17 protein-coding genes and 1 riboswitch are annotated in these 21,257 nt (G+C 49.0%); of the genes, 2 read left to right on the forward strand and 15 right to left on the reverse strand.

The genetic code is table 11. From position 1 onward, the window contains the following. Positions 1-1,086: histidinol-phosphate transaminase (locus tag KDK19_RS00250; RefSeq protein WP_257291090.1), on the forward strand; the 1,086-nt coding region annotated here is incomplete at its 5' end. Here KDK19_RS00250 and KDK19_RS00255 read toward each other — a convergent pair. The 5 genes from KDK19_RS00255 to KDK19_RS00275 all read right to left on the reverse strand — a co-directional run bounded on the left by KDK19_RS00255 (position 1,087) and on the right by KDK19_RS00275 (position 9,843). After that, complete coding sequence (locus KDK19_RS00255; protein ID WP_257291091.1) at positions 1,087-5,589, reverse strand: DUF2608 domain-containing protein; 4,503 nt, start codon at positions 5,587-5,589, stop codon at positions 1,087-1,089. A 114-nt stretch (positions 5,590-5,703) separates the two neighbouring features. Then, positions 5,704-7,386: a phosphomethylpyrimidine synthase ThiC gene (gene thiC / locus KDK19_RS00260; RefSeq protein ID WP_368736424.1), complete on the reverse strand. Its 1,683-nt coding sequence runs from the start codon at positions 7,384-7,386 to the stop codon at positions 5,704-5,706. A 131-nt stretch (positions 7,387-7,517) separates the two neighbouring features. Continuing rightward, positions 7,518-7,622: riboswitch (TPP riboswitch) on the reverse strand. Positions 7,623-7,688: 66 nt separating this feature from the next. Continuing rightward, entirely contained in the window at positions 7,689-8,357 is a 669-nt protein-coding gene (locus KDK19_RS00265; protein ID WP_257255556.1) for a phosphohydrolase, read from the reverse strand. Continuing rightward, the gene (locus KDK19_RS00270) at positions 8,354-9,184 is read right to left on the reverse strand and encodes a phosphodiesterase (RefSeq protein ID WP_257291092.1); all 831 of its coding nucleotides are present in this window, start codon (positions 9,182-9,184) and stop codon (positions 8,354-8,356) included. The genes KDK19_RS00265 and KDK19_RS00270 overlap by 4 nt, the downstream gene beginning before the upstream one ends. 143 nt (positions 9,185-9,327) lie before the next feature. Beyond that, a complete protein-coding gene (locus tag KDK19_RS00275; RefSeq protein WP_257255558.1) occupies positions 9,328-9,843 on the reverse strand; it encodes a GNAT family N-acetyltransferase in 516 nt (171 codons plus the stop codon). Between the two features lie 249 nt (positions 9,844-10,092). Here KDK19_RS00275 and KDK19_RS00280 point away from each other — a divergent pair, with 249 nt between their 5' ends. Further along, on the forward strand, positions 10,093-11,439 hold the full coding sequence (locus KDK19_RS00280) for a PhoPQ-activated pathogenicity-related family protein (protein ID WP_257255559.1): 1,347 nt from the start codon (positions 10,093-10,095) through the stop codon (positions 11,437-11,439). A gap of 4 nt (positions 11,440-11,443) precedes the next feature. Here the strand turns inward: KDK19_RS00280 and KDK19_RS00285 are convergent, their stop codons facing one another. The 10 genes from KDK19_RS00285 to KDK19_RS00330 form a co-directional block, all read right to left on the reverse strand. After that, complete coding sequence (locus tag KDK19_RS00285; protein ID WP_257280842.1) at positions 11,444-11,869, reverse strand: Spy/CpxP family protein refolding chaperone; 426 nt, start codon at positions 11,867-11,869, stop codon at positions 11,444-11,446. A gap of 162 nt (positions 11,870-12,031) precedes the next feature. Further along, complete coding sequence (gene tal, locus KDK19_RS00290) at positions 12,032-12,982, reverse strand: transaldolase (protein WP_257255562.1); 951 nt, start codon at positions 12,980-12,982, stop codon at positions 12,032-12,034. 131 nt (positions 12,983-13,113) lie between these two features. After that, positions 13,114-14,130 (reverse strand): LacI family DNA-binding transcriptional regulator, encoded by a 1,017-nt coding sequence (locus KDK19_RS00295; protein WP_257255563.1) that lies wholly within the window; start codon positions 14,128-14,130, stop codon positions 13,114-13,116. A 12-nt stretch (positions 14,131-14,142) separates the two neighbouring features. Beyond that, a complete protein-coding gene (gene rbsK, locus KDK19_RS00300; RefSeq protein WP_257255564.1) occupies positions 14,143-15,105 on the reverse strand; it encodes a ribokinase in 963 nt (320 codons plus the stop codon). Positions 15,106-15,167: 62 nt separating this feature from the next. Next, positions 15,168-16,088 (reverse strand): ribose ABC transporter substrate-binding protein RbsB, encoded by a 921-nt coding sequence (rbsB, locus tag KDK19_RS00305; RefSeq protein ID WP_257291093.1) that lies wholly within the window; start codon positions 16,086-16,088, stop codon positions 15,168-15,170. A 103-nt stretch (positions 16,089-16,191) separates the two neighbouring features. Next, a complete protein-coding gene (gene rbsC, locus KDK19_RS00310) occupies positions 16,192-17,223 on the reverse strand; it encodes a ribose ABC transporter permease (RefSeq protein WP_257291094.1) in 1,032 nt (343 codons plus the stop codon). An 11-nt stretch (positions 17,224-17,234) separates the two neighbouring features. Beyond that, on the reverse strand, positions 17,235-18,743 hold the full coding sequence (rbsA, locus tag KDK19_RS00315; RefSeq protein ID WP_257255644.1) for a ribose ABC transporter ATP-binding protein RbsA: 1,509 nt from the start codon (positions 18,741-18,743) through the stop codon (positions 17,235-17,237). 117 nt (positions 18,744-18,860) lie between these two features. Continuing rightward, positions 18,861-19,439, reverse strand: coding sequence for a D-ribose pyranase (gene rbsD / locus KDK19_RS00320; RefSeq protein ID WP_257291095.1), 579 nt, complete (start codon positions 19,437-19,439; stop codon positions 18,861-18,863). A 131-nt stretch (positions 19,440-19,570) separates the two neighbouring features. Continuing rightward, positions 19,571-20,446 carry an SMP-30/gluconolactonase/LRE family protein gene (locus KDK19_RS00325; protein WP_257280838.1) on the reverse strand — a complete coding sequence of 292 codons (876 nt, stop codon included), beginning with the start codon at positions 20,444-20,446 and terminating at the stop codon, positions 19,571-19,573. A 55-nt stretch (positions 20,447-20,501) separates the two neighbouring features. Beyond that, entirely contained in the window at positions 20,502-21,065 is a 564-nt protein-coding gene (locus KDK19_RS00330) for a hypothetical protein (RefSeq protein ID WP_257255572.1), read from the reverse strand. Positions 21,066-21,257: the final 192 nt, after the last annotated feature.

Raw genomic sequence — 21,257 nt, forward strand, 5'->3', positions numbered from 1 at the left:
TCAGGACTACAAGAGCAAGCAGGCACGTTGATCATGAGTATTTTTAAATCCCACATTGCCCAAATAGGAGCTTATACCCCACCTCTGGAAGGCCGGGACCCTCATGACCACCTGCTGCTGGACTTTAATGAGCGTACCCTGCCAGTCTGCCCTTCAGTAAAACAGGCGTTGATTGATTTCATTCAGGATGATCGTCTGCAGTGCTACCCATCCTACGGGAACATTGCTTCAAAGATTGCCAGATACTGCAATGTTGATGCCGCACAGGTGATGATCACCAACGGCTCCGATCAGGGTATTGATCTGATCATCCGCTCAGCTTGCAGTGAAGGTGAAGAAGCCATTATTCCCGGCCCCTCATTCGCCATGTATCAACAGGTCGCCAAGGTAGAAAACCTTAAAATCATTGAGCCTTCGTATTCTGTAGATCAAGGCTTTCCCAAGCAGGCCGTGCTTGATGCCATTTCCGACAAAACCCGGCTTATAGTGATGGCCAATCCCAACAACCCAACGGGTACTGGTGTGGCCAGAGAAGATATTCTTGAAATTGCAGCCGCAGCACCCAAAGCCGCCATTCTTGTGGATGAATGTTATTTTGAATACACACAGGAAACGGTAGCAGATATCGTTGAGCAGTACCCCAACCTGCTGATTACCCGCACCTTCTCAAAAACCTGGGGATTGCCTTCTGTTCGTCTCGGTTATGTCATCAGTAATAGCGGGAATATACGAGCACTGCTGAATGTTCGTGGCCCTTACGACGTCAATCAGCTGGCGGTGGTTGCAATTGATGCAGCACTCTCCAACCCGGGCTACACCGAACTGTATGTTAAAGAAGTGATGGAGGTCTCCAAACCCATGTTTGAAGATTTTCTGAACAGGAAAGGGATTGATTACTGGCCCAGTGTCGCCAACTTTATCTGGACATTCCCAAATAATCCGGATGAGATCGAAAAACACCTCAGGGCTCACCATATTCTGGTTCGACCAAAAGCCGATGAAAGCGACAGAGTCGGTTTAAGAATTAATCTGGGCAATAAGGCTCAAACCGAGTCTCTTATCCAAACCTTGTCCCAGATAGTCTGATTATTTAACACCAATCACCGGTCTCCCCAAATGCCGGGGAGGCTGATAGTCTCTGGGTAATTTATAGTTTCGCCAGTCAAAACTGGCGTTGAACACTTTCAAACTATCAAACTTACCTCTCATTAGAGGCGATTCGTTTATATAGATCGCTTTCAATTCTTCAGAATTCCAACCCTTATCATCGGACAGCACCTGCAACTCAGTAAATCGCTCAAAACTGATATCAGGACCTTCTCCATCTTCAGACATGAACGTGTCTTTAATAGCAGCAAAATCCACCCTGTAGGTCATCGGTTTAGCGCCATAAAAGTGGAATGTTGTATAGGGTATGCCACGTTGATCAGCGGCCTTTTCAACAGAATCCAACATGCCCTGCACGTCGTCTACCATAACGACGTGCTGTGCCGGGTGCCCGGATGTGTCGAGGTAGTGATGCAAGCCCTGACCCTTGGTTTTCAGTGGCCCAGTTTGGACTTTGATCGTGATTGCATCATCAAACAGATGTCTGTCGAGTTGCGTTTTTTCAAGTTTTTCTCTCAAAGAGTCTTCTTCATTGGCGGTAAGCAGGATAATTTTGGCATTACCCGGACCCGCCTTTGTTCGAATGTCCTGAATGATTTTGGCCGTATCAGGATTGACCATACGCCTCTCTTGACGACCACCAGCCACTATATCTTTGGCGATGAGCGTTTCATCCAAATCAAAGCAGACCACAACAGGTTCGCCAGGCTTGATGTGCGCCAGCACTTCCCCAATGTTTTCTGATTTCTCCAATCTTTTTGACTCGCGAACCAGCACAGGTTCTGGTATGGCCTGCACTGCTTCCGGTGCTTTGGCTTCAACTACTGGCCCCTGCACATCTTGCCCCCAGGTCATGACCTGACGACCACGATCCATCAGGTTCAGCTTGATATCGTCTTTGACTTCTCTAGCCCTCCCCCTGAGAGCACGATTTTGTATTTTCCAGTCATCACCCGGGAATGCCCGTTTCAAGTTTCTTTCGATCTCTTCAGCTCTAAGACCTAAATCGCGTCGTATCTCAGCCAGTTCCTGCGAGGCAAGGTTTATATCTCTGGCAGCACGATCAGAAAGCCTTAACACCTCAACCATCAATGCTTTCATTTCATTGGGTCTGGATACTTTCGCTTGGTCCATTCTCATCTGCAGAGAACTCATCTGGCTGCGCTTCAGGTTCAACCCTCCCCAGAGGAAATCCCAACCCGCTTCAGAGAAACATCTGGATAGATTCGCTTCTACCTCCACCGGACTCAATTGGAGTTCAGGTCGAATCTGTACCAGTTCCTGAGCAGCCTGCTTTCGACTTTGTGATGCAGCTGGAGATAACTTCCATAAGTCATCCATTAGTTGTTTCATTGCAGCCGGTTTACTAATCGGTTGAGCATTGATCACCTGTTGCTCAGCCCTGTCGATATTAGCCTTTACGTTCATATCTACATCAGGACCACAGAACTCATCCCACTCCCGCTCTGTCGGAAACGCAGCATTAAAGTTGGTTTCCTGAACATCTTTCATCGCCTGATCAATCTGTGTATCGCTGTTTCTGAGTTGTTGAAACGTTTCATAAGCCGTTCGACGTGTACTTCTTTGCTCAGCGGTCAGACGCCCCAGATTCTTGATCAGATAGCGACACCAGTCTTGCCCTTTCTTTGGATCGAAGACGTCAAAACGTTGCTTCAAAGGCTCGACTTCACTGGGTCTTTTGAGCTGATAGGTCCCATCCCACAGCGAAGACCATAGCTCACGCCCGGGAGCTTTTTCCAACCCTTTGATAATTTCATCTCTGGCAGGTGCTCCGTTCACATTTGTGGATAACCAGTCAGCGGCCTCTTCAATACTTTTCTGGCATTGTTCAGGCACTCTTTCCAGATGCTCAAAGACCCCGATCAGATGGCCATAATTTCGATCATTAGCCAGACAGAGGTTAGTGCTGTCAATCTCCCTGTCATAGTGCTCATCACTCAAAAACTCTGGGGAGTACGCCTGGACGGAGACATTGTTGAAGTACGCCCTGGCTTCATCCGTCGGTGTGCCATCGGGATTGAATACAGGAAACATCTGCCTGTTTTGCGCATCCACTACGATAAATCGCCCGGATGACTTCAGTCTTTGCACAAAGGTATAGTGGCCTGCACCACCACTGGTACCCGATTTAAGGACAACGTATCGGTCACTATCAAAAGCCTCGGCTAATGGTCTTTTGGCCGCATCTGGCTGTCTTTGCTGACCCTTTTTGATGGCTTCGAAAAATTCACCCACACGATTCTGAAACTCATGGTGATGCTGCTTTTCCTCAAGACCATCAACCTGAACCCAACCCACAATAGGTGTCGTCTGACTGGCATCAAAAGCAAGCTCTATCGGCGTTGAAATGCCATGAACCTGGTTATAACCCCTGCCTCTGGCAAAGTGCTCCAGAGAGTTGGCAAAGCCCTGACAGTTTGAGTTACCCGCAGCCTGTCTTTTATACAGTTCAGACACAACGCTGTTAAGCAGTTCAAATTCAACTTCTTCATCGGCTGAAATCAGCGTCTGCTTATGTGGTGTCAGTCTATCCAGCTCGGCAAGGTGACCTGCTCTTTCACCGCCAAAACTTATTTCGGTTATCTGCCGTTTGGCTTCATCCTTATCAATCCGTCCGAACTGGTATTCAAGTTTAATTCTGGAGCAGTTATGAGCCCGATCCATATCTTCCTTGATCAGGTCAAATGTTTCTGCGTCCATATTCTGTTGCATCTCATTTAGCAACTGTCGATGCTGTTCTTCCAGATCACTTTCAGCATTCTCAAAGGAGCCTGCATTAACCGGATGCTGATTAAACTGCTCACTGACAAGCCGGTCGGGTTGCTGGCGGGATGGCTGCAGACTATCCCACCGGGCCTTCATAGTCAGGAATTGTTGTTGAGTGTCGTCCATTCCCGACAATGGCCATGAAGCCTGCTCTAATGGCATAGCGATCGCAGCAGAAGCTACGGGCGGTTTTTCCGGAATGGCAGGAGGTGTCATTGCTGTCTGCTGAGCTGTCTGCTCAGCGACAGAGGCTCCTTCCATTGATGGAACCCTGGTTTTGGCCGTTACCACAATTAACCCGGAAAACTCACGGATGTAATCCTGCCGAAGAGGACTTCTATTCAGAACTCCACGTGCCAGCTCTTCATCGGTATTTAAAAGATCAACAGCCACCGCAAGGTCTGCATCTTTTACATCCGGGTTGAATGCCTGAGCTTTTTTAAAGGCTTCAAGCTGCTCTGCTGTTGCTGCTGCTACCGGTAGCTGTGGGCCAACAAAGTCATCGCTCACATCGCTCAATGAGCTCTGGCACGTTTGCCAATCTTCATCATCCGACTCGTTGCTGTCGTCAGTAGATTCCGAAGACTCCCTCAAGAACTGCAGTAAGTCTTCAAGATTGGTAAAGACAGGTGTAGAGTCAACGTCATCTGTGGCAAAAGCTCCGTACATTAACTTGCCTTCCTGAACCAAACGCCCCAGTTCGTTGAGTTGAGGATCATCAAACTGCATATTATCCAGACAGGCGTTGACCATTTCATCGGTCATCACTTTATCCCGATAAGCCTGTTTCATATCCTGAACGGTCAAACCGTATTGTCTGTCTCCGATAATCGCTACAAATAACTGGCAGGCTTCGTCGATCAGCTTCTCTTTTAATTTCGGTGGCGTGTTTGGAGACAATCGTCGAGGCTGCTTGACATTATCAAGTGCATGACTAAAGCCGGCTTGCTTCCGATCCTGTCTGGTATGTTGAACGCCTCTGGGTGGGTTTGCCTTGAAATAATCAATAGCACGATCCATCATGCCAAAATGCAGGTCCAGATCACCCGTATGCGGTGAGGTGAAGACTCTTTTACCTGATGCATTTGCTCTTGCATGGGGCAAGGCTACGTCATAAGGTTTCTCTTCATCAGGAGCCCGGTGCCTTGCACATTGAATCCGGATATCCACTTTCTCGGATTCCATAAAGTCCCTTAAATGGGCTTCCCAGTCACCCCCGTCTCTGCTTTTAGTGGTCAAACAGAACATTGTTATCAGGTTTTCAACTGCTGCCTGTATTTCATATTCTGGCGCTTTGTTCAAGAGTAACTGAACCAACTCAACCTCAGCCTCATGCAGTACCGTCAGGCTGGCCTGATTTACGGCTACAAACTCATCATTCCACTCACTGGCTTTTCTTGGCGTGGCCGGATTTGTGATTGACACATCTCTTTTGAACAGCGGGGTTGCAGTCCCGGTGGCCGTTTGTACTATACGACTAACACCCTGCAACTCCGGCTTATCCATGAGTTCGTTCTCTCGCTCGTAATAAATTTTTACGGAGCGACAAAAAGCAGTGTATTTATCAGACGGCCCCCGAACCCAACCGACTTTTTCCGATGACAATTGCCCCCTATCAAGGATGGGGTAATGGCCTGCAGCGTCTTTACGGGATTGAAAGAAACTCAGAAATGATTGAGGAGAAAACGGAACCACTATGACCTCCTGGATTCAGCAAAGCACTCCCAAAAGATTAGCAAGCAGTGGTTACGTCATATACTCGACAGGTCAGAAGGAGTCAGCCAGACGACTGACTCCCAGCGTTTATTTTCAGGCAGTTTCTTCCAGTTCGCGAACATCCTGAGTCATCCGCATGGGACAGAAATCAGGTCCGCACATGGAGCAGAACTCTGACTCCTTCGCACCTTCCTGAGGTAATGTCTCATCGTGATAGGCTTTTGCCGTATCGGGGTCCAGAGCCAGGTTAAACTGATCCAGCCAGCGGAATTCAAAGCGCGCCTTGGACAAAGCATTATCACGTATCTGGGCACCGGGATGACCTTTGGCCAAATCAGCAGCATGAGCGGCAATTTTATAGGCAATCAGACCTGCTTTTACATCATCTCTATCAGGCAGACCGAGATGCTCTTTGGGTGTGACATAACAAAGCATCGCACAGCCATACCAGCCGATCATGGCAGCTCCGATACCTGAAGTAATGTGGTCATAGCCCGGTGCCACATCGGTCGTCAGAGGCCCAAGGGTATAGAAAGGCGCTTCATGACAGTGCTCCAGTTGCATCTCCATGTTTTCCTTAATGAGGTGCATGGGCACATGGCCCGGTCCCTCAATCATGACCTGAACATCGTATTCCCAGGCAATCTTTGTCAGTTCCCCAAGGGTTTTCAGTTCGCCAAATTGCGCTTCATCGTTGGCATCGGCGATACAACCAGGTCGCAAACCATCACCCAGAGACAGGCTGATATCGTACGCCTGACAGATCTGACACAGCTCACGGAAATTGTCGTAAAGGAAATTCTCGGCATCATGCATCTCTGCCCACTGCCCCAGAATACCTCCCCCCCGGGAAACAATACCTGTCACCCGGTTTCTGGTTTTAGCAACATGTTCCCTGAGGACACCGGCATGGATCGTCATGTAATCCACGCCCTGTTCTGCCTGCTCGATGATGGTGTCCTTCATGACTTCCCAGTTCAGGTCTTTCACCTTGCCTTTGACCTTTTCCAGAGCCTGATAAATAGGCACCGTTCCGATAGGCACTGGCGAGTTCCTGATAATCCACTCACGGGTTTCATGGATGTTCTTGCCTGTGGATAAGTCCATCACCGTATCGCCACCCCAGCGAACAGACCAGAGCATCTTTTCAACTTCTTCTTCAATAGAAGAGGTCACCGCAGAATTACCAATATTGGCATTGATCTTCACCAAAAAGTTACGCCCGATAATCATGGGCTCGGACTCAGGGTGATTAATGTTGGCCGGGATAATGGCCCGCCCTTCAGCGACTTCCTTTCTGACAAACTCTGGAGTGATGTGAGAGCCTTCAGCACGCCCCATATTCTCACGAATCGCAATAAACTCCATTTCAGGAGTGATTATCCCCTGTCTGGCGTAATACAGCTGTGAGACATTTTGGCCCGCCCTGGCTCTGCGGGGTGTTCTTAGTGCTTTGAAGCGAATCTCCTGCAGACGCAGATCAAACTGACGGGAGCGGGCAAATTCTGAGGACCGATCGTTGAGCAGCTCAGTATCAGCTCTTTCTTCAATCCACTTTGAGCGCAAACCCGGCAAGCCCTCATTCAAATCATGAGGAACACCACTCTCTGTGTAGCTGCCCGACGTATCATAAATCCGAACCGGTTCATTCTTGCCGCCACCAAAACGCTCAGGGGTATCGTGCAGATGAACTTCTCTCATACCGACACGAATGTCTTCGCGACTGCCTGTTACATAGGTTTTTTGGGAGTTGGGAAAGGGGCGACAGGCGTCCATCAGTAACTGCCGGTCAAAACCGGACGCATTTTTCTCGCAAGCCATCGTTTCAGTATCCTTCACGTTGAGTTCATGACTGTTTTCCAGTTCAAGACTGTTTTCCAGTTCACGACTGTTTCGAAATAGCTTGCCGGATAGGCCATCTTGTTCCCTTCGCAGGTATTAACCTGAGCAGGTTCTACGGATTCCGAAAAAAAAACTTTCGGTCTCAGCCCGTGGCGCTCCGACAAGATTGCCGGAAAGTATAAGCAGATTGCTAAGAGGTTAATAGTACAAAGATACAAAAAAAACCAAGACTTTATTTAGCTGTAGTCGCCTGAAAGCTCCTTACACAGCTGAGTTCGGAAGGACTGCAAAAAGTCGCTGTGACGAACTGCCATGTTGCGCCCGGGCTCTGTTTTCATGGTCTTCTGAATCTGCAAGAGCTTGATTTCAAAATGATCCAGTGAGTACTGACGATCGTTCAGTGTCCTGTTTTTCCCCATAGGGTCTTCAGGATCAAACAGTTTCTGGCCCAGCTTGCCACCCGTATAAAAACAACGGGCAATGCCAATCGCCCCAAGGGCTTCCATCCTGTCCGCATCCTGAACCACTTCAGCTTCCAAAGTTTCAGGGGGGATGTTAGCGGAATAACTGTGAGTTTTTACTGCATGACACACGGCAGCGATCAGGTCTTCAGGAAACGCCAGAGATTTCAGGCAAACTTCAGTCTCTTCAGCCGAAAGGGTGGAAGCTTTCGAGCGCTCCGGATGGTTTTTTGGCAACACAACAATATCGTGAAAATAACAGGCAGCAAGAACCACCAGCCGGTTAATGTCAAAATGGCCTTCATCCATCAGCTGTTGTGCCGTTTTCCAGACCCGCTGAAAGTGGGAAATGTCGTGAGAGGCATCCTCGCAATCCCGGTCTTGCAGAAATTCTACAAAACGTTTTTCCCAGTTTTTCAGAAGTGCAGGTTCATTAAATTTCATAATTCAGGGTCCAGAGGCTTTTGATAGCGCTGACAGGCTCTGCTGTTAATAGCGGGAGAATCATGCAAAAAATTGTGAGTGTGGACAACCAGTCTGTCGGGATGAATATCTACCAGGTTATAAACCGGAGGCTCTGGCGAAACAGAGTCAGGCTTGGGGTTATCAAAATTAAAAGGTGTCTGATGAACCAGAGAAGGTGGGCATGAAAAGCTGATTCCCTGCCAATGACCCGAAACAGAGCGGTGCAAATGACCGAAAAACAAATGCCTGATCCATTCTTTGTGGGGCTGAATCATTGACCTGAGTGCTTCTGAATTGACCAGATTATCCCTGTCCATGCTTGCCAATCCCGTTTCAAATGGAGGATGGTGCATAAACAGACAAACCGGTTTGTTTGCAGCTTCCAGTTCATGCTTCAGCCATGCCAGTCTTTGCTCGCAGAGAACCCCACTGCGTTTTCTGTCATCCAGCGTATCCAGACAGATCAGGTTGACCAGTTCTGTCTCAACCGTAAATTGGATAAAGCCCTCCTGCTGCCTTGGATGGTTTGGGAAAACATCCAGAAAATTTTGTCTGTGATCATGATTGCCCATCAGGCAGTAAACCGGGAAAGACAACCTGTCGAGTTCTTCTTTCAAGGCTTTATAGGCCTCTTTTTCGCCCCAGTGAGTCAGGTCACCTGTGATGATGCAAGCGCTGGATTCCGGCACTTGCTGCAAAAGTGTGTCGACGCAGTGCTTCAACCTTGCCTGTGGGTCAATGTCATAATTCAACATTCCCGCTGGAACTAACTGGGGATCAGAGAAGTGTACAAATCGATAGGTCATGTAATGCGACTCCGTTATTGTTCTCAGCTTGAATGATCGTTCGGAAAAGTGCTCGCTTTAGGGGAAGCCCGTTTACAACGGGTTCCCAGACTGGCGAGACTGCCAACCAATACACGAGAGATATCTCCGATCCGGAAGCAATCCTAATGGTGGGGACTGAGAGCTTCTGCCGAACTCAGAGTAAACCGGGCAACCGTTACATTACACCAGCCTTCATACCCCGCCAGACTCATGCCCAATGATTCAATCACATCAAGGGCAAATTCATTCTGAGGTGAAGCAAAAGAGATGATTTCCTTGAAGCCCAATCTTCTGAACCCCAGGTCGGTCACTGCTTCAGCCGCTTCAATCACCAGCCCGCGGCCACGATACTCCTGACTGAATCGCCAGCTCATTTCGACAGTATCGCCATAGGCTGAAAATCCACAGCTGCCAATCAGCTGGTAAGTCTCTTTAAGCACAACCGCCCAACGAGACCAGCCCCTCTGGTCAAGTTCGATTTGAAAACGCCAGAGGTCGGTTTCTGCTTCAGAGGCGGGGGAGTGAGCACCATAACGCGGTTCTTTTTGAACCGATCCCGTGATATCGGCATACGGCTTTAAATCGGCTTCTTGCCAGGTTCGAAGGATCAGTCGGGGGGTTTCGGCAACAATCAGCACATGAGACTCCAGAAACTTCATGATCAGGCAAGATAATGTTTAGCCGATTTTTTGGCTTTAACCAGAACCTGTACCCAATAAATAAATGTTTACTGCTCTCTTCGACCCTGAAGGAACAAAAAAAGTTCGCCAGATCGAATCTTTTTTCCACAAAAACGATAGACTGACTACAAAATGAATACCGGCTTGTATTCTATCAATAACCGCCGATGACACTGAAATGAACTCCAGCAACCAAGAGGCTTGGCATTGAATCCTGAATTTCTGGACTTCCTGAATAGAGAAGATGACAACTTCAGCTGGCGCTGCCTTGAAACCTGTTATTCTGACGAGTTTCCAGCCGTCACAATGAGTCACTTAGAACTTATTTCCCAGACCTGGCAGGAAGGCATTCGCTTTGGTCTCCGTCAACCCGAATGGCAACACCGCCTGACGCTCTATTGGCCTGAAGAAGGTTCAGACAACCCCTGTCTGCTAATGATTCATGGAGGATCGAGGCACGACCCATCCCTTGAACTCACACCCTCACATAACGTCGATGGTGCACGATTATGCCAACTCACTAAAGCCCCGGTAGCCGTTCTCAGAGACGTGCCCAACCAGCCTCTGACCTTTCAGGATGGTGTTCCCAGGTCGGAAGATGATCTTGTTGCTTTTTCCTGGCAAGCCTTTCTGGAAGATCCTGAAAACAACGGCTTTATGCCCGTCCAGTGGCCCATGGTTAAGAGTGTAATCCGAACCATGGATGCCCTGTGTGAGTTCAGTAAAAAGTTCAGTGAAAAAGGGTCCACCCGAATAGATGATTTCATTATCGCCGGGGCTTCCAAACGGGGCTGGATTTCATGGTTGACGGCAGCTGCTGATCAGAGGGTCATGGCTCTTATTCCAATGGTGATTGATGCACTGAACATACAAGCCTGTATGCATCATCATCTGAATGTTTACGGCGGCTTTGCCAGTGCCATTCGCGATTATGCCGACAATGATCATGACATTCTGTCAAAGCTGGACTCTCCGGGTATGCAGCAATTACTCAATGATATCGACCCTTTTGTTTATAGAAATCAGCTCTTCCTGCCCACGTTTATTGTTAACGCCAGTTGCGATGAGTTCTTTCCACCGGACTCTGCCCGTTTCTATTATCCGAAATTATCTGAATTAACCTGGCTCAGGTACTTGCCGAATGCCAGCCATTATCTGGGCCGGGATAGTGCTGTGAACATCGATGAGATTATGGCTTCTGTCTTTGGTGCGCTGATTTCGGAGCAGGACATGCCCGCCATGAACTGGCGACTGCTGGATGACGGTGGCCTGGAAATCAGAACCAGCCTTGAACCTAAGCTTGCGCGTGTCTGGGTTTGCCATAACCCCGACGCCAGAGACTTCCGAAAAGATGTACTGCAACAAGCTGGTATACGTTTTCAGGCAACTCACATAACGCCTGTCCACTCAAGACCCTGGACCTATCAATTCTGCCCCCAAGCCCCTGAAAATGGATGGACTGCATTCTTCATTGAGCTGGCTTTTGACAATGCGTCTTATCCGGATCTGATCTTAACGTCAGGCGTTCGGGTGACTCCTGACGTTTATCCTTGAACATCTATTCAGACTTTTTCTGACCGCGGTATTCTTTCAGCCTATCCCGCATTTCCTTACGAAGTTCCCGATAGGTTTGCATCTGCTGATCGTTCAATACCGTCGCGAGTCTCTTATTGGTTTCATCCCTGTTTTTACGGAGCGCCCTGGCTTTACTTAGCCGATTCTCGTCGGAGGCCCGAATCTCTTTAATAACCGCCCTGCTCTCCTTCAGGATGGCTTCTACCTTGGGCTTTTGTTCGTCGGTGAGATTCAGTTTTTGCTCCAACTGGCCGTAGGCTTCATCCATATCCATGAGCGCTTCAGTCGAAGCCGCTTTTACTCCGACCGTGCAAAATACCAGCAGCACAAAAACCAGCCATAGGCTGGAAATTATGCTCCGTGATGACGAATAGTTGTCTGGAGGATAAAAAGGTGTCCCGGGTTTCATAGCAGCGCCTCCCAGTGAGTCTGTGAATCAGTGTGCCATACATAAAACGAAAGTTGCCTGCCATGCCAATATGGAAGACCCAAACTACTCCGGAAAGCCTGAACCAGATACCGAGTATTTCGATATCTGCTTAAGGTCTGATGTCGTTTTTTTCTGAAAGCATTACAGCCTGGATTCAACCAGTCGCTCCAACTTCACCTGATCCCTGGCAAAGTTACGAATACCCTCGGCCAGTTTTTCCGTGGCCATAGCATCCTCGTTCATAGCCCAGCGGAACGCCTGTTCGTTCAGTATCACTTTTTTATGACTGGAGGTTGCGTTCTCCGGAGACAGTTTCTGAACAACAGTCACTTCTGTTTTCTCCAGCTCATCCAGCAGGCCCGGGCCAATAGTCAGACAATCACAACCCGCCAGTTCAATAATCTCACCCGTGTTACGGAAGCTGGCACCCATGACCACCGTGTTATAGCCATGCTGCTTGTAGTAGTTGTATATGCGGGTCACAGAAACAACACCCGGATCTTCAGCCGCTTTAAAGTCACGACCTTCTGTTTTTTTGTGCCAGTCGAGAATACGGCCAACGAATGGAGAAATCAGGAATACACCGGCCTCAGCACTGGCCTGTGCCTGGGCAAAGCTGAACAGCAGAGTCAGATTGCAACGGATGCCTTCCTGTTCAAGTACCTTTGCAGCTTCAATACCTTCCCAGGTAGAGGCGATCTTGATCAGCAGACGCTCAGGGTCAGCGCCTTGCTCACGGTATAAGGCAACCAGCTCAAGAGCTTTGGCAATGGTCGCATCTTTATCAAAGGATAAACGAGCATCGACTTCTGTTGAGACAACACCCGGTACGACCTGCTGGACTTCCTTACCAATCGCTACGGCCAACCAATCACAGGCATGCCTGACTTGTGCCATTTTATCATCAGATTTGGATCTGCCGTGCTCCAGGGCATGGTTAAAAAGTGGCTCATAGGCAGGCAGCTCTGCCGCTTTCAGAATAAGGGATGGATTAGTCGTAGCATCCACGGGCCGGTATCGACGAATGGCTTCGATATCGCCGGTGTCTGCCACTACTTTTGTCATACCCTTGAGTTGCTCTAACTGATTCATTGGCCTCTCGATCCTCACTTTTTATTCTGGCAATCATTTTTCTTACAATAGTCAGGAACTATTCATCAGGAACTACTCAGGATTGTATCTGTATTCATGACTGTCTGAATGAAAAAACTTATAGTCCGGATTTACAGCGTTGATTTAACAGACTGACGTTCAACCAATGTTGAACGCAGCGTTTTTACCTCAGGCTTTTGACCCGGGTTTTCTATACGTGCAATCAGTGTATCCGCAGCCAGCCTGCCCAGCTCAGCCTTAGGCTGATGAATCGTGGTCAATGGCGGCGATGTATACGACGCAAGTTCAATATCATCATACCCTATCACGGATATATCATCCGGAATCCTGTAACCCCGGGTCTGAAGTGCACATATTACCCCCATGGCCATCAGATCATTGCCGACAAACAGGGCCGATGGTGGCTGCTGGCCAGCATCCAGGTCATCCAGCAGACGATTGGCTGCCAAAAAACCACTCTCTGCTGTCAAACGCCCTTCAACAACCCAGCCACTCCCGGCCGGTATCCCAAACTCTTCCAACGCCCTATGATAACCTGCCAGTCGCTGTGAACTCGGCGATAACTTTGTCGGACCACTAATACAGGCAATAGAGCGATGCCCTTTTTCCAGAAGGTGACGGGTTGCTTCGTAACCGCCCTGCTCCGGATCTTCCATAATGACATCGGCTTCCAGACCCGGAGCCGGAGAGTCCAGGATAAGCAGAGGCCATTGGCAACGCTCACTCAGCATTTCAAAAAAACCCGGGGCACTGTGAGCGGACATCACCAGCAGGCCATCAATGCGCTTTTCTTCCAGAGTCCGCAAATAAGATGCCTGTTTATCCAGATTGTCGTCGGAGTTACACAGAACCAGATGATAGCCCCGCTCATAACAGGTGGCTTCAACACCATGAATCACTTCGGCAAAAAACGGGTTGGCATTGGATCCCGTGAGCATACCGATGGTGTAGGTTTTATTCGTTTTTAAACTGCGGGCAACAGCACTGGGCTTATAGTTCAATGCTATAACCGCCTTTCTGACCCGGAATGCCTTATCTTCACTGACAAACCGGGTACCGTTCAGAACATGAGAGACCGTTGAGATGGAAACTCCTGCCTGCTTTGCAACATCCTTGATCGTTGCCATAGCGCCGTTCTCTTACCGTTCTGCCACAATCTGTTGTACTTCTGAGCAATGCGCAATGCGTTCTGCCAGAAGTTGTTCTACTTCATCCCTTCCCGGGATAGATGTCTGCGCACCACTGCGAGTCACAGAAATGCCTGCTGCGGCGTTGGCAAAAAGTGCAGCACTGTCTATATCCAATCCTTCAGCCAGCTTCACTAGCAGTGCACCATTAAACGTATCGCCTGCAGCGGTGGTGTCGGTTGCTGATACTTCAAAACCGGGAACCATTCGGGCACCCGTCTGATCAGAAATCAGCGCACCCATTCTTCCCATAGTGATAACAACCGTTGAAATTCCCTTGTCATGGAGCACTGAGGCAGCCTGACAGGCACTTTCCGGATCATTGACAGCGACACCTGTCAGCAGTTCTGCTTCTGTCTGATTGGGCGTGATTGTATCAACGTTGGCCAACAGTTCATCAGACAATGGACGTGCGGGTGCCGGGTTGATAACAACAGTAACACCGTTGCTGCGCGCCACTTTTGCAGCCTCGAGAATAGAAGCTTGCGGGGTTTCCAACTGCATGAGCAGGTAGTCAGCACCGGCAATCCCGGCTTTCTTATCCAGAACCCGCTCAGGGGTTAATGCTGCATTAGCTTCAGCAGCAATACCAATGCAATTTTCTGCACGCCCATCGACAAAAATCAAGGCGACACCGGTATTTAAGCCTTCCACCTGTTCAATCAGGGAAGTATCAATACCATCTTCTGCGAACTTGTCGACAATTTCATGACCAAAAGCATCTTGTCCTACACAGGCAAGAAAGCGGGTGTTGCCGCCCAGTCTGGCACTCGCTACTGCCTGATTGGCACCTTTACCACCGGGAATAACATCGTAGCGACTGCCAGTGACAGTTTCACCGGGACGGGGAAAAGACTCTACTTTCAGTACATGGTCTGCATTCACACTGCCAAGAACAAGAATCTGTTTGGTCATGAATCTATCTCTATCTTCGCTTCTATGATCAGTCCAAAGGTCTGGTCATACTCATTATCGGCTCAGGGCTGCTTAGTAATCAGTTTCAGCTCAACCGGTGTATAGACTGCCACCTCTTCGCCCTTGATAGCTTTATCCGCAGTTTCCACACCCATTTCACCAATCATGGATGCCTGCTGGGCAATAGTGGCAGCCAGACCACCGTCCTGAACAGACTGGATCCCTTCATCCGTACCATCAAAACCTACGACGATGACGTCTTTTTTCGCAGCTTGTACGGCCTTCAGGGCACCCAATGCCATTTCATCGTTCTGGGCAAAAATGGCTTTAACATCCGGATGAGCCTGTAGCAGGTTTTCGGTAACGTTCAGAGCTTTGGTACGGTCGAAGTTGGCTGGCTGACTGGCCACCAGCTCCAGGTTAGTGCCCTTGATGGCTTTCATGAAACCTTCACCACGCTCACGAGCAGCGGACGTGCCCGGTACACCTTCCAGCTGAATCACCTGACCCTCTCCGCCTAGCTTACTGGCAATAAATTCACCGGCCATCTCACCACCGGCAATGTTGTCGGAAGCCACATGAGACACCACATTGCCGCCATTAGCCCCACGATCGAGAGTAACTACCGGAATTTCAGCACGGTTGGCAGCACGCACAGAGTTAGCTGCAGCGTCTGAATCAGTAGGGTTCAGAAGGATGGCATCAACACCACGCACCGTCAGATCTTCAGTATTGGTCATTTCCTTTGCAGAATCATTCTGGGAATCCAGAATCACCAAGTCATAGCCCAGCTCCTGAGCTTTTTTCTCAACCCCTTCTTTCAGGGTGACAAAGAAAGGGTTGTTCAGGGTAGACACCACCAGCGCCATCGATTTCTGACCGGAAGCGTCAGAGGATTCAGTACCCGTAGTGCCTTCTTCAGGCTTGCTGCAACCTGTCAGAGCCAGACCTGCAGCCAGGGCAATGGCTAATGTTTTTTTCATGGAGAAAATCATGGAGAACAACCTCGTGGTCGATTGTTTGGCCGGTTTATTCCGGCCTTATATTGGCAGACGGCCACTTCCACGACGGAAAGTAGCGTTGTTCTTAAGACTGTCTGGAGGAACGAGTGTCTACCAGGACAGCCAGAAGGATAACGAGAGCCTTGGCAATCAACTGGTAGTAGGAAGAAACATTGAGCAGGTTCAGGGCGTTGTTCAGGATACCGATGATCAGCACACCAACCAGAGTACCGGTGATCCGTCCCTTACCACCTGTCAGGCTGGTTCCACCCAGCACTACCGCAGCAATTGCATCCAGCTCGTAACTATTACCCGCTGTAGGCTGAGCCGAAGCCAGACGACTGGTGACAATCAATCCTGCCAGGGCGGAGAGACCGCCAGAAATGGAGTAAACAGCCAGTTTGATACGATCGACGTTGATACCGGACAGACGAGTAGCAGCTTCGTTACCACCCAGAGCATAGACGTAACGACCCAGTCGTGTGTGATTTAACACGAACCATGCTGCTAAAAAGGTGAATGCCATCAGGTAAATCGGGAAAGGAATAGCAAACAAGTAGCCACTGCCGATAAATGAGAACGCATCAGAAGCAGCACCGCTGCTGGCAGAGATGGGACGACCGTCGGTGAATACCATTGTGGCACCACGGAGCAGAGTCATTGTCGCCAGTGTTGCTATAAACGCCTGAACCCTTCCCTTGGCAATTATCAAACCACTCATGGCTCCCATGGCAGCACCAGCTGCGAGAGTCAGGGTCACCACCAGCATAATGTTGAAGTCCATGCCAATCAGGGTTGCCGCCAGAGCACCACTCAGTGCCAGAATGGAGCCAACGGCCAGGTCGATACCACTGGTCAGGATGACGAAGGTCATACCCACCGCAATGATGGCGTTAATAGAAGTCTGTCGCAGGATATTCAGCATATTGTTAGTGCTGAAAAAGCTGTCACTGATCATGGAGACCGCCACCATGAAGATCAGTAGGGCAATAACAGATTTGTACTCGAACAGAAAATCTTTATTGATGCGGAACTTACTAACGCTGCTCTTTACATGCTCAGGGCTGCCTGTAAGCCCAAGGCTGAATGCACCTGACCGTAAGGTTTTTTCAGTCATAATATTTCCTCTTACGCTGCCTTACCAACGGCACAACGCATCAATTTTTCCTGGGTGGCTTCCTGACGATCAAATTCACCGGTAATTTTTCCTTCATGCATCACCAGAACCCGGTCACTCATGCCAAGAACCTCCGGCATGTCAGACGACACCAGCAAAATACTCATGCCCTTATTCTTGAATTCGTTGATTAACTGGTAGATTTCTTTCTTGGCACCAACATCAACGCCACGGGTAGGCTCGTCCAGGATCAGCACTCTTGGATTGATCATCAAACCCTTAGCGATGGCCACTTTTTGCTGGTTACCACCGCTGAGATTCTTGATCAGCTGTTTAGCCGAAGGGGTTTTGATATTGAAGGCTTTAATGAAGTGTTGAACCGAGTCCATCTCGCGGCTGCGATTAATCTTCCCGATAGCACTCTGGAATCGTTTCAGGCTGCAGAGACTCATGTTTTCAGACACCGAAAGCTCCAGCACCAGACCATCCCCTTTACGGTCTTCAGAGATATAGACAATCCCTGACTGCAAAGCTTCAGCCGGCGTTTTAATTTGCTTTGCTTCACCCGCTACCCGGATTTCGCCAGACTGGGCGGCATTCGCACCGTAAAGAGCTTTCATCAGTTCAGTTCGTCCTGCGCCCATCAGGCCTGAGATTCCAAGGATCTCACCTTCTTTCAGCTGGAAACTGATACCTTTAACACCCGGGGCAGAAAGATTTTTCACCTCCAGCGCCAGGGCACCGGTTTCTACTTCAATGCGGGGATACTGTTCTTCAAGGGAGCGACCTACCATCTGTTCGATGATGTCGTCCTCAGTCAGCTGATATACCGGCGTTTCAGCAATAAAACGACCATCCCTCATGACGGTAGCGTCATCACAGATCTGGAAAATTTCCTGCAGACGGTGGGAGATATAAACGATGCCCTTACCTTCACTGCGCAGCTGGCGAATCACTTTGAACAGACTTTCAGTCTCTTTATCGGTTAGAGCATCTGTCGGCTCGTCCATTACAATCACCTGCGATGAAAACGACAGCGCCTTGGCAATTTCTACCATCTGCTGAACACCAATACTCAGCTTGCCCACTGGTGTTGAGGGATCAAACGGCACATCCAGCAGATCGAGCAGTTTCTGCGCTTCCTCACGCATGGTTTTCCAGTCAATTCTGCCGAATCGCCCCATAGGTTCACGACTCAGAAAAATATTCTCGGCAATAGACAATTCAGGAATCAGGTTCAGCTCCTGATGGATAATGCTGACACCGCGCTCCCGGGAATCTCTGGAACTCCTGAAAACCACGTCATCACCGTGGTACTTCAGCTGGCCTTCATCACACCTGTGGATACCCGTCATGACTTTCATGAGAGTTGACTTGCCGGCACCGTTTTCTCCCAAGAGTGCCATTACCCGGCCAGGATAAATATTTAAGCAGGCGCCATCCAGAGCCCGAACACCGGGAAATATCTTGATGACATCTTTCATCTGGAAAACAGGTTCAGATTTTGACTGGGTACTCACCACATCCTCCTAAAGACTGCTCACAACGACAATGCCATTTTCAGAGGTATGAAAGCGACGGCATTTCATGTTCATGCTCTTAATCGGCTCAAGGCTGTTAATCAGCTCAAGGCTGTTTTAAAAAGCAACGCCAGATTTCAGAATAACATTGGCATAGGGTGTGCATTCCCCGGTACGAACCACTGCCTTACTGAGGTCGGACTGGGCCTTGAAGGACTCATGAGTCGCCTGAACAACTTTCACAGGAGCCCCCTGTTCTTCTCCCAACCGTCGAATACGCTCAGCGAATTGTTGATACAACTCCGGACTGACCTGGGCAAACTCTTTGGCAATGATGATTTCTTCTACGACAGTTTCAGAAAAAACTACATCCAGAGTATCCAGAAAACCCGGAACACCATGGGTCAAAGCCAGATCAATTCGCTCAACACTGTCACCAATGGGCAGACCGCAATCGCAGACAGTCAACCCTTGCCCATGGCCCAGACTGGCAATGGCTCCGGAGAGCTGTGAATTGAGAAGTCTGGTCTTTTTCATGGTGGCCACCGTTCGTTGCATTAGCGAGCTTTTCTTCGCAGAAAGCTCATGGCTATCGGATATATATTGCTTGCCGATGATCAGGATGCAGAAAAACGTTTGCGCAAACGTTTTTCTCGCCGCCACTATAACGATTCGAATGTGGATTAAAATTGACATAGATCAATCAGAAACAAACCCTCACAGACAAAAACACGAATGGGTTATGGGAAATACTGATTCGATAGGACATGAACAGGCACGAAAACAGCGGTTATCAGAAAGGAAAAACACTTAAACAACTGTATTGGTTAAAGAGCAAATCGATTTTCTTTCAGGCCACTGATTTCAATCTCTATAGCAAAAATGGAGCCCGACTCAGGATACAACTCCAGCTCCTCATCAGAACAGGCCTGACGGCAACTGGTGATGTACAATGTTGAATAATCATCACCACCAAAAGCGACCATGGTTGGATATTTAACGGGTAAGCTTATGGTCTCCAAAAGGACCCCGCCGGGCGATAATCTGACAACTGCTCCGCCAGCGAAGAGTGCTGTCCAGTAACAACCTTCTTCATCGACAGCACAACCATCCGGACGTCCCTTTCCAGCGGGGAATCGATGAAACACCCTGCGATTGCTCAACTCAGCTCTTTCAAGATCAAAGTCGCAGGCGTAAATAATCTGCTCAGGTGAATCCGCATAGTAGATCGTTCGATTATCCGGACTGAAAGCGATGCCGTTACTGGTTAAAAATGGCCCTGCCTTTCTTTGGCAATCCAGCTGATTATTCAGCATGTAGATCCAGGCATCCGACTTGTCTTTCGGTGGATAAACAGATCCCACCCAGAACCTCCCCAAAGCATCGCAACGACCATCATTCAAGCGATTGTGAGGTTTATCAGACTCCGGGTCACAAATAGGAGTTATTCGACCCGACTCAATGGAATCCAGAAATACAAAGCCGGAACGCAAGGCCGCTACCAGCCCATGAGACGCCCTGAACACAAAACAGCCTATTTCTTCAGGCAGACTCAACGACTGCCGGGCGCCGGATTCTGGTTGCCAGCTGTTGAGAGACTTTCCGGTGATATCAACCCAGTAGAGGGTAGACGTGGGCTCATGCCAGCGGGGACATTCCCCTAAAAGAGTACCGGCATCAAGCACATTTTTGACGATTTTCATCGGAGTGAATAGTGAACCCGGTACCCAGAGCTTGCAAGTGAATTTACAAGAAATTTCAGGGATTCCGGGAGGTGTTCTGATGCATCATCTGGTTAACCCTGAGCTCCTGCAACAACAGTTCAATTTGAAATTGTTCCGCTTCAATCAGGGTTTTATAACGGACTACAACCGCATTCATCTGATCAGACAGGGTTCCCCTGGTATCCAGCTCAACATTGTCTGCAATAGACTTCAGTTGAGTATTGAGCTCTTTTTCCTGAACACTGTTGCGGGGCAGGCTCTTGTTCTCCAGGGTCTTTTTATTGATTTTTCCCTGAAGTTTTTTCAGCTCGCTCTGCATACGATTACGATAGGTCCGAATCCGCTTCTGCCTCAGAGCAATGCGATCTTCGATCATCTGGACGCGTAACTTTTCGTCCATCCCCCGCAACTTATCGATATCAAATGGCTCAAGCGGTGCCGCCAACCCCTTGAGCTCAATTGGTTTGGCATTGCTGTCACACTTCTCTTCTGTAAAGACCACATCGCCATTAACCTGACACTTGTAAATTGGCTTTGCGTATCCTGCAATCGGAATCAGCAAAATAGCGGCGCCAAGTACCCATTTTCTCAACTCCATGATAATGCCCTGACTTATTACTTCCCTTTACTATAGTCAGAGCCCTGATCAGGAACTGGCTACCAGAACGACCTGTTCCCCTCTTCTTAGAGGGTGTCGCTAAAGTAGCGAGCAAAGCTGTGACAAGGCAAAAAGTGGCGAAAAAGCGCAGTTTACAGCGAGTAAATGAGCATTTTGAGCCACTTTTTAACG

It is taken from the genome of Endozoicomonas sp. ONNA1 (genome assembly GCF_024606325.1).
Taxonomy (GTDB): Bacteria; Pseudomonadota; Gammaproteobacteria; order Pseudomonadales; family Endozoicomonadaceae; genus Endozoicomonas_A.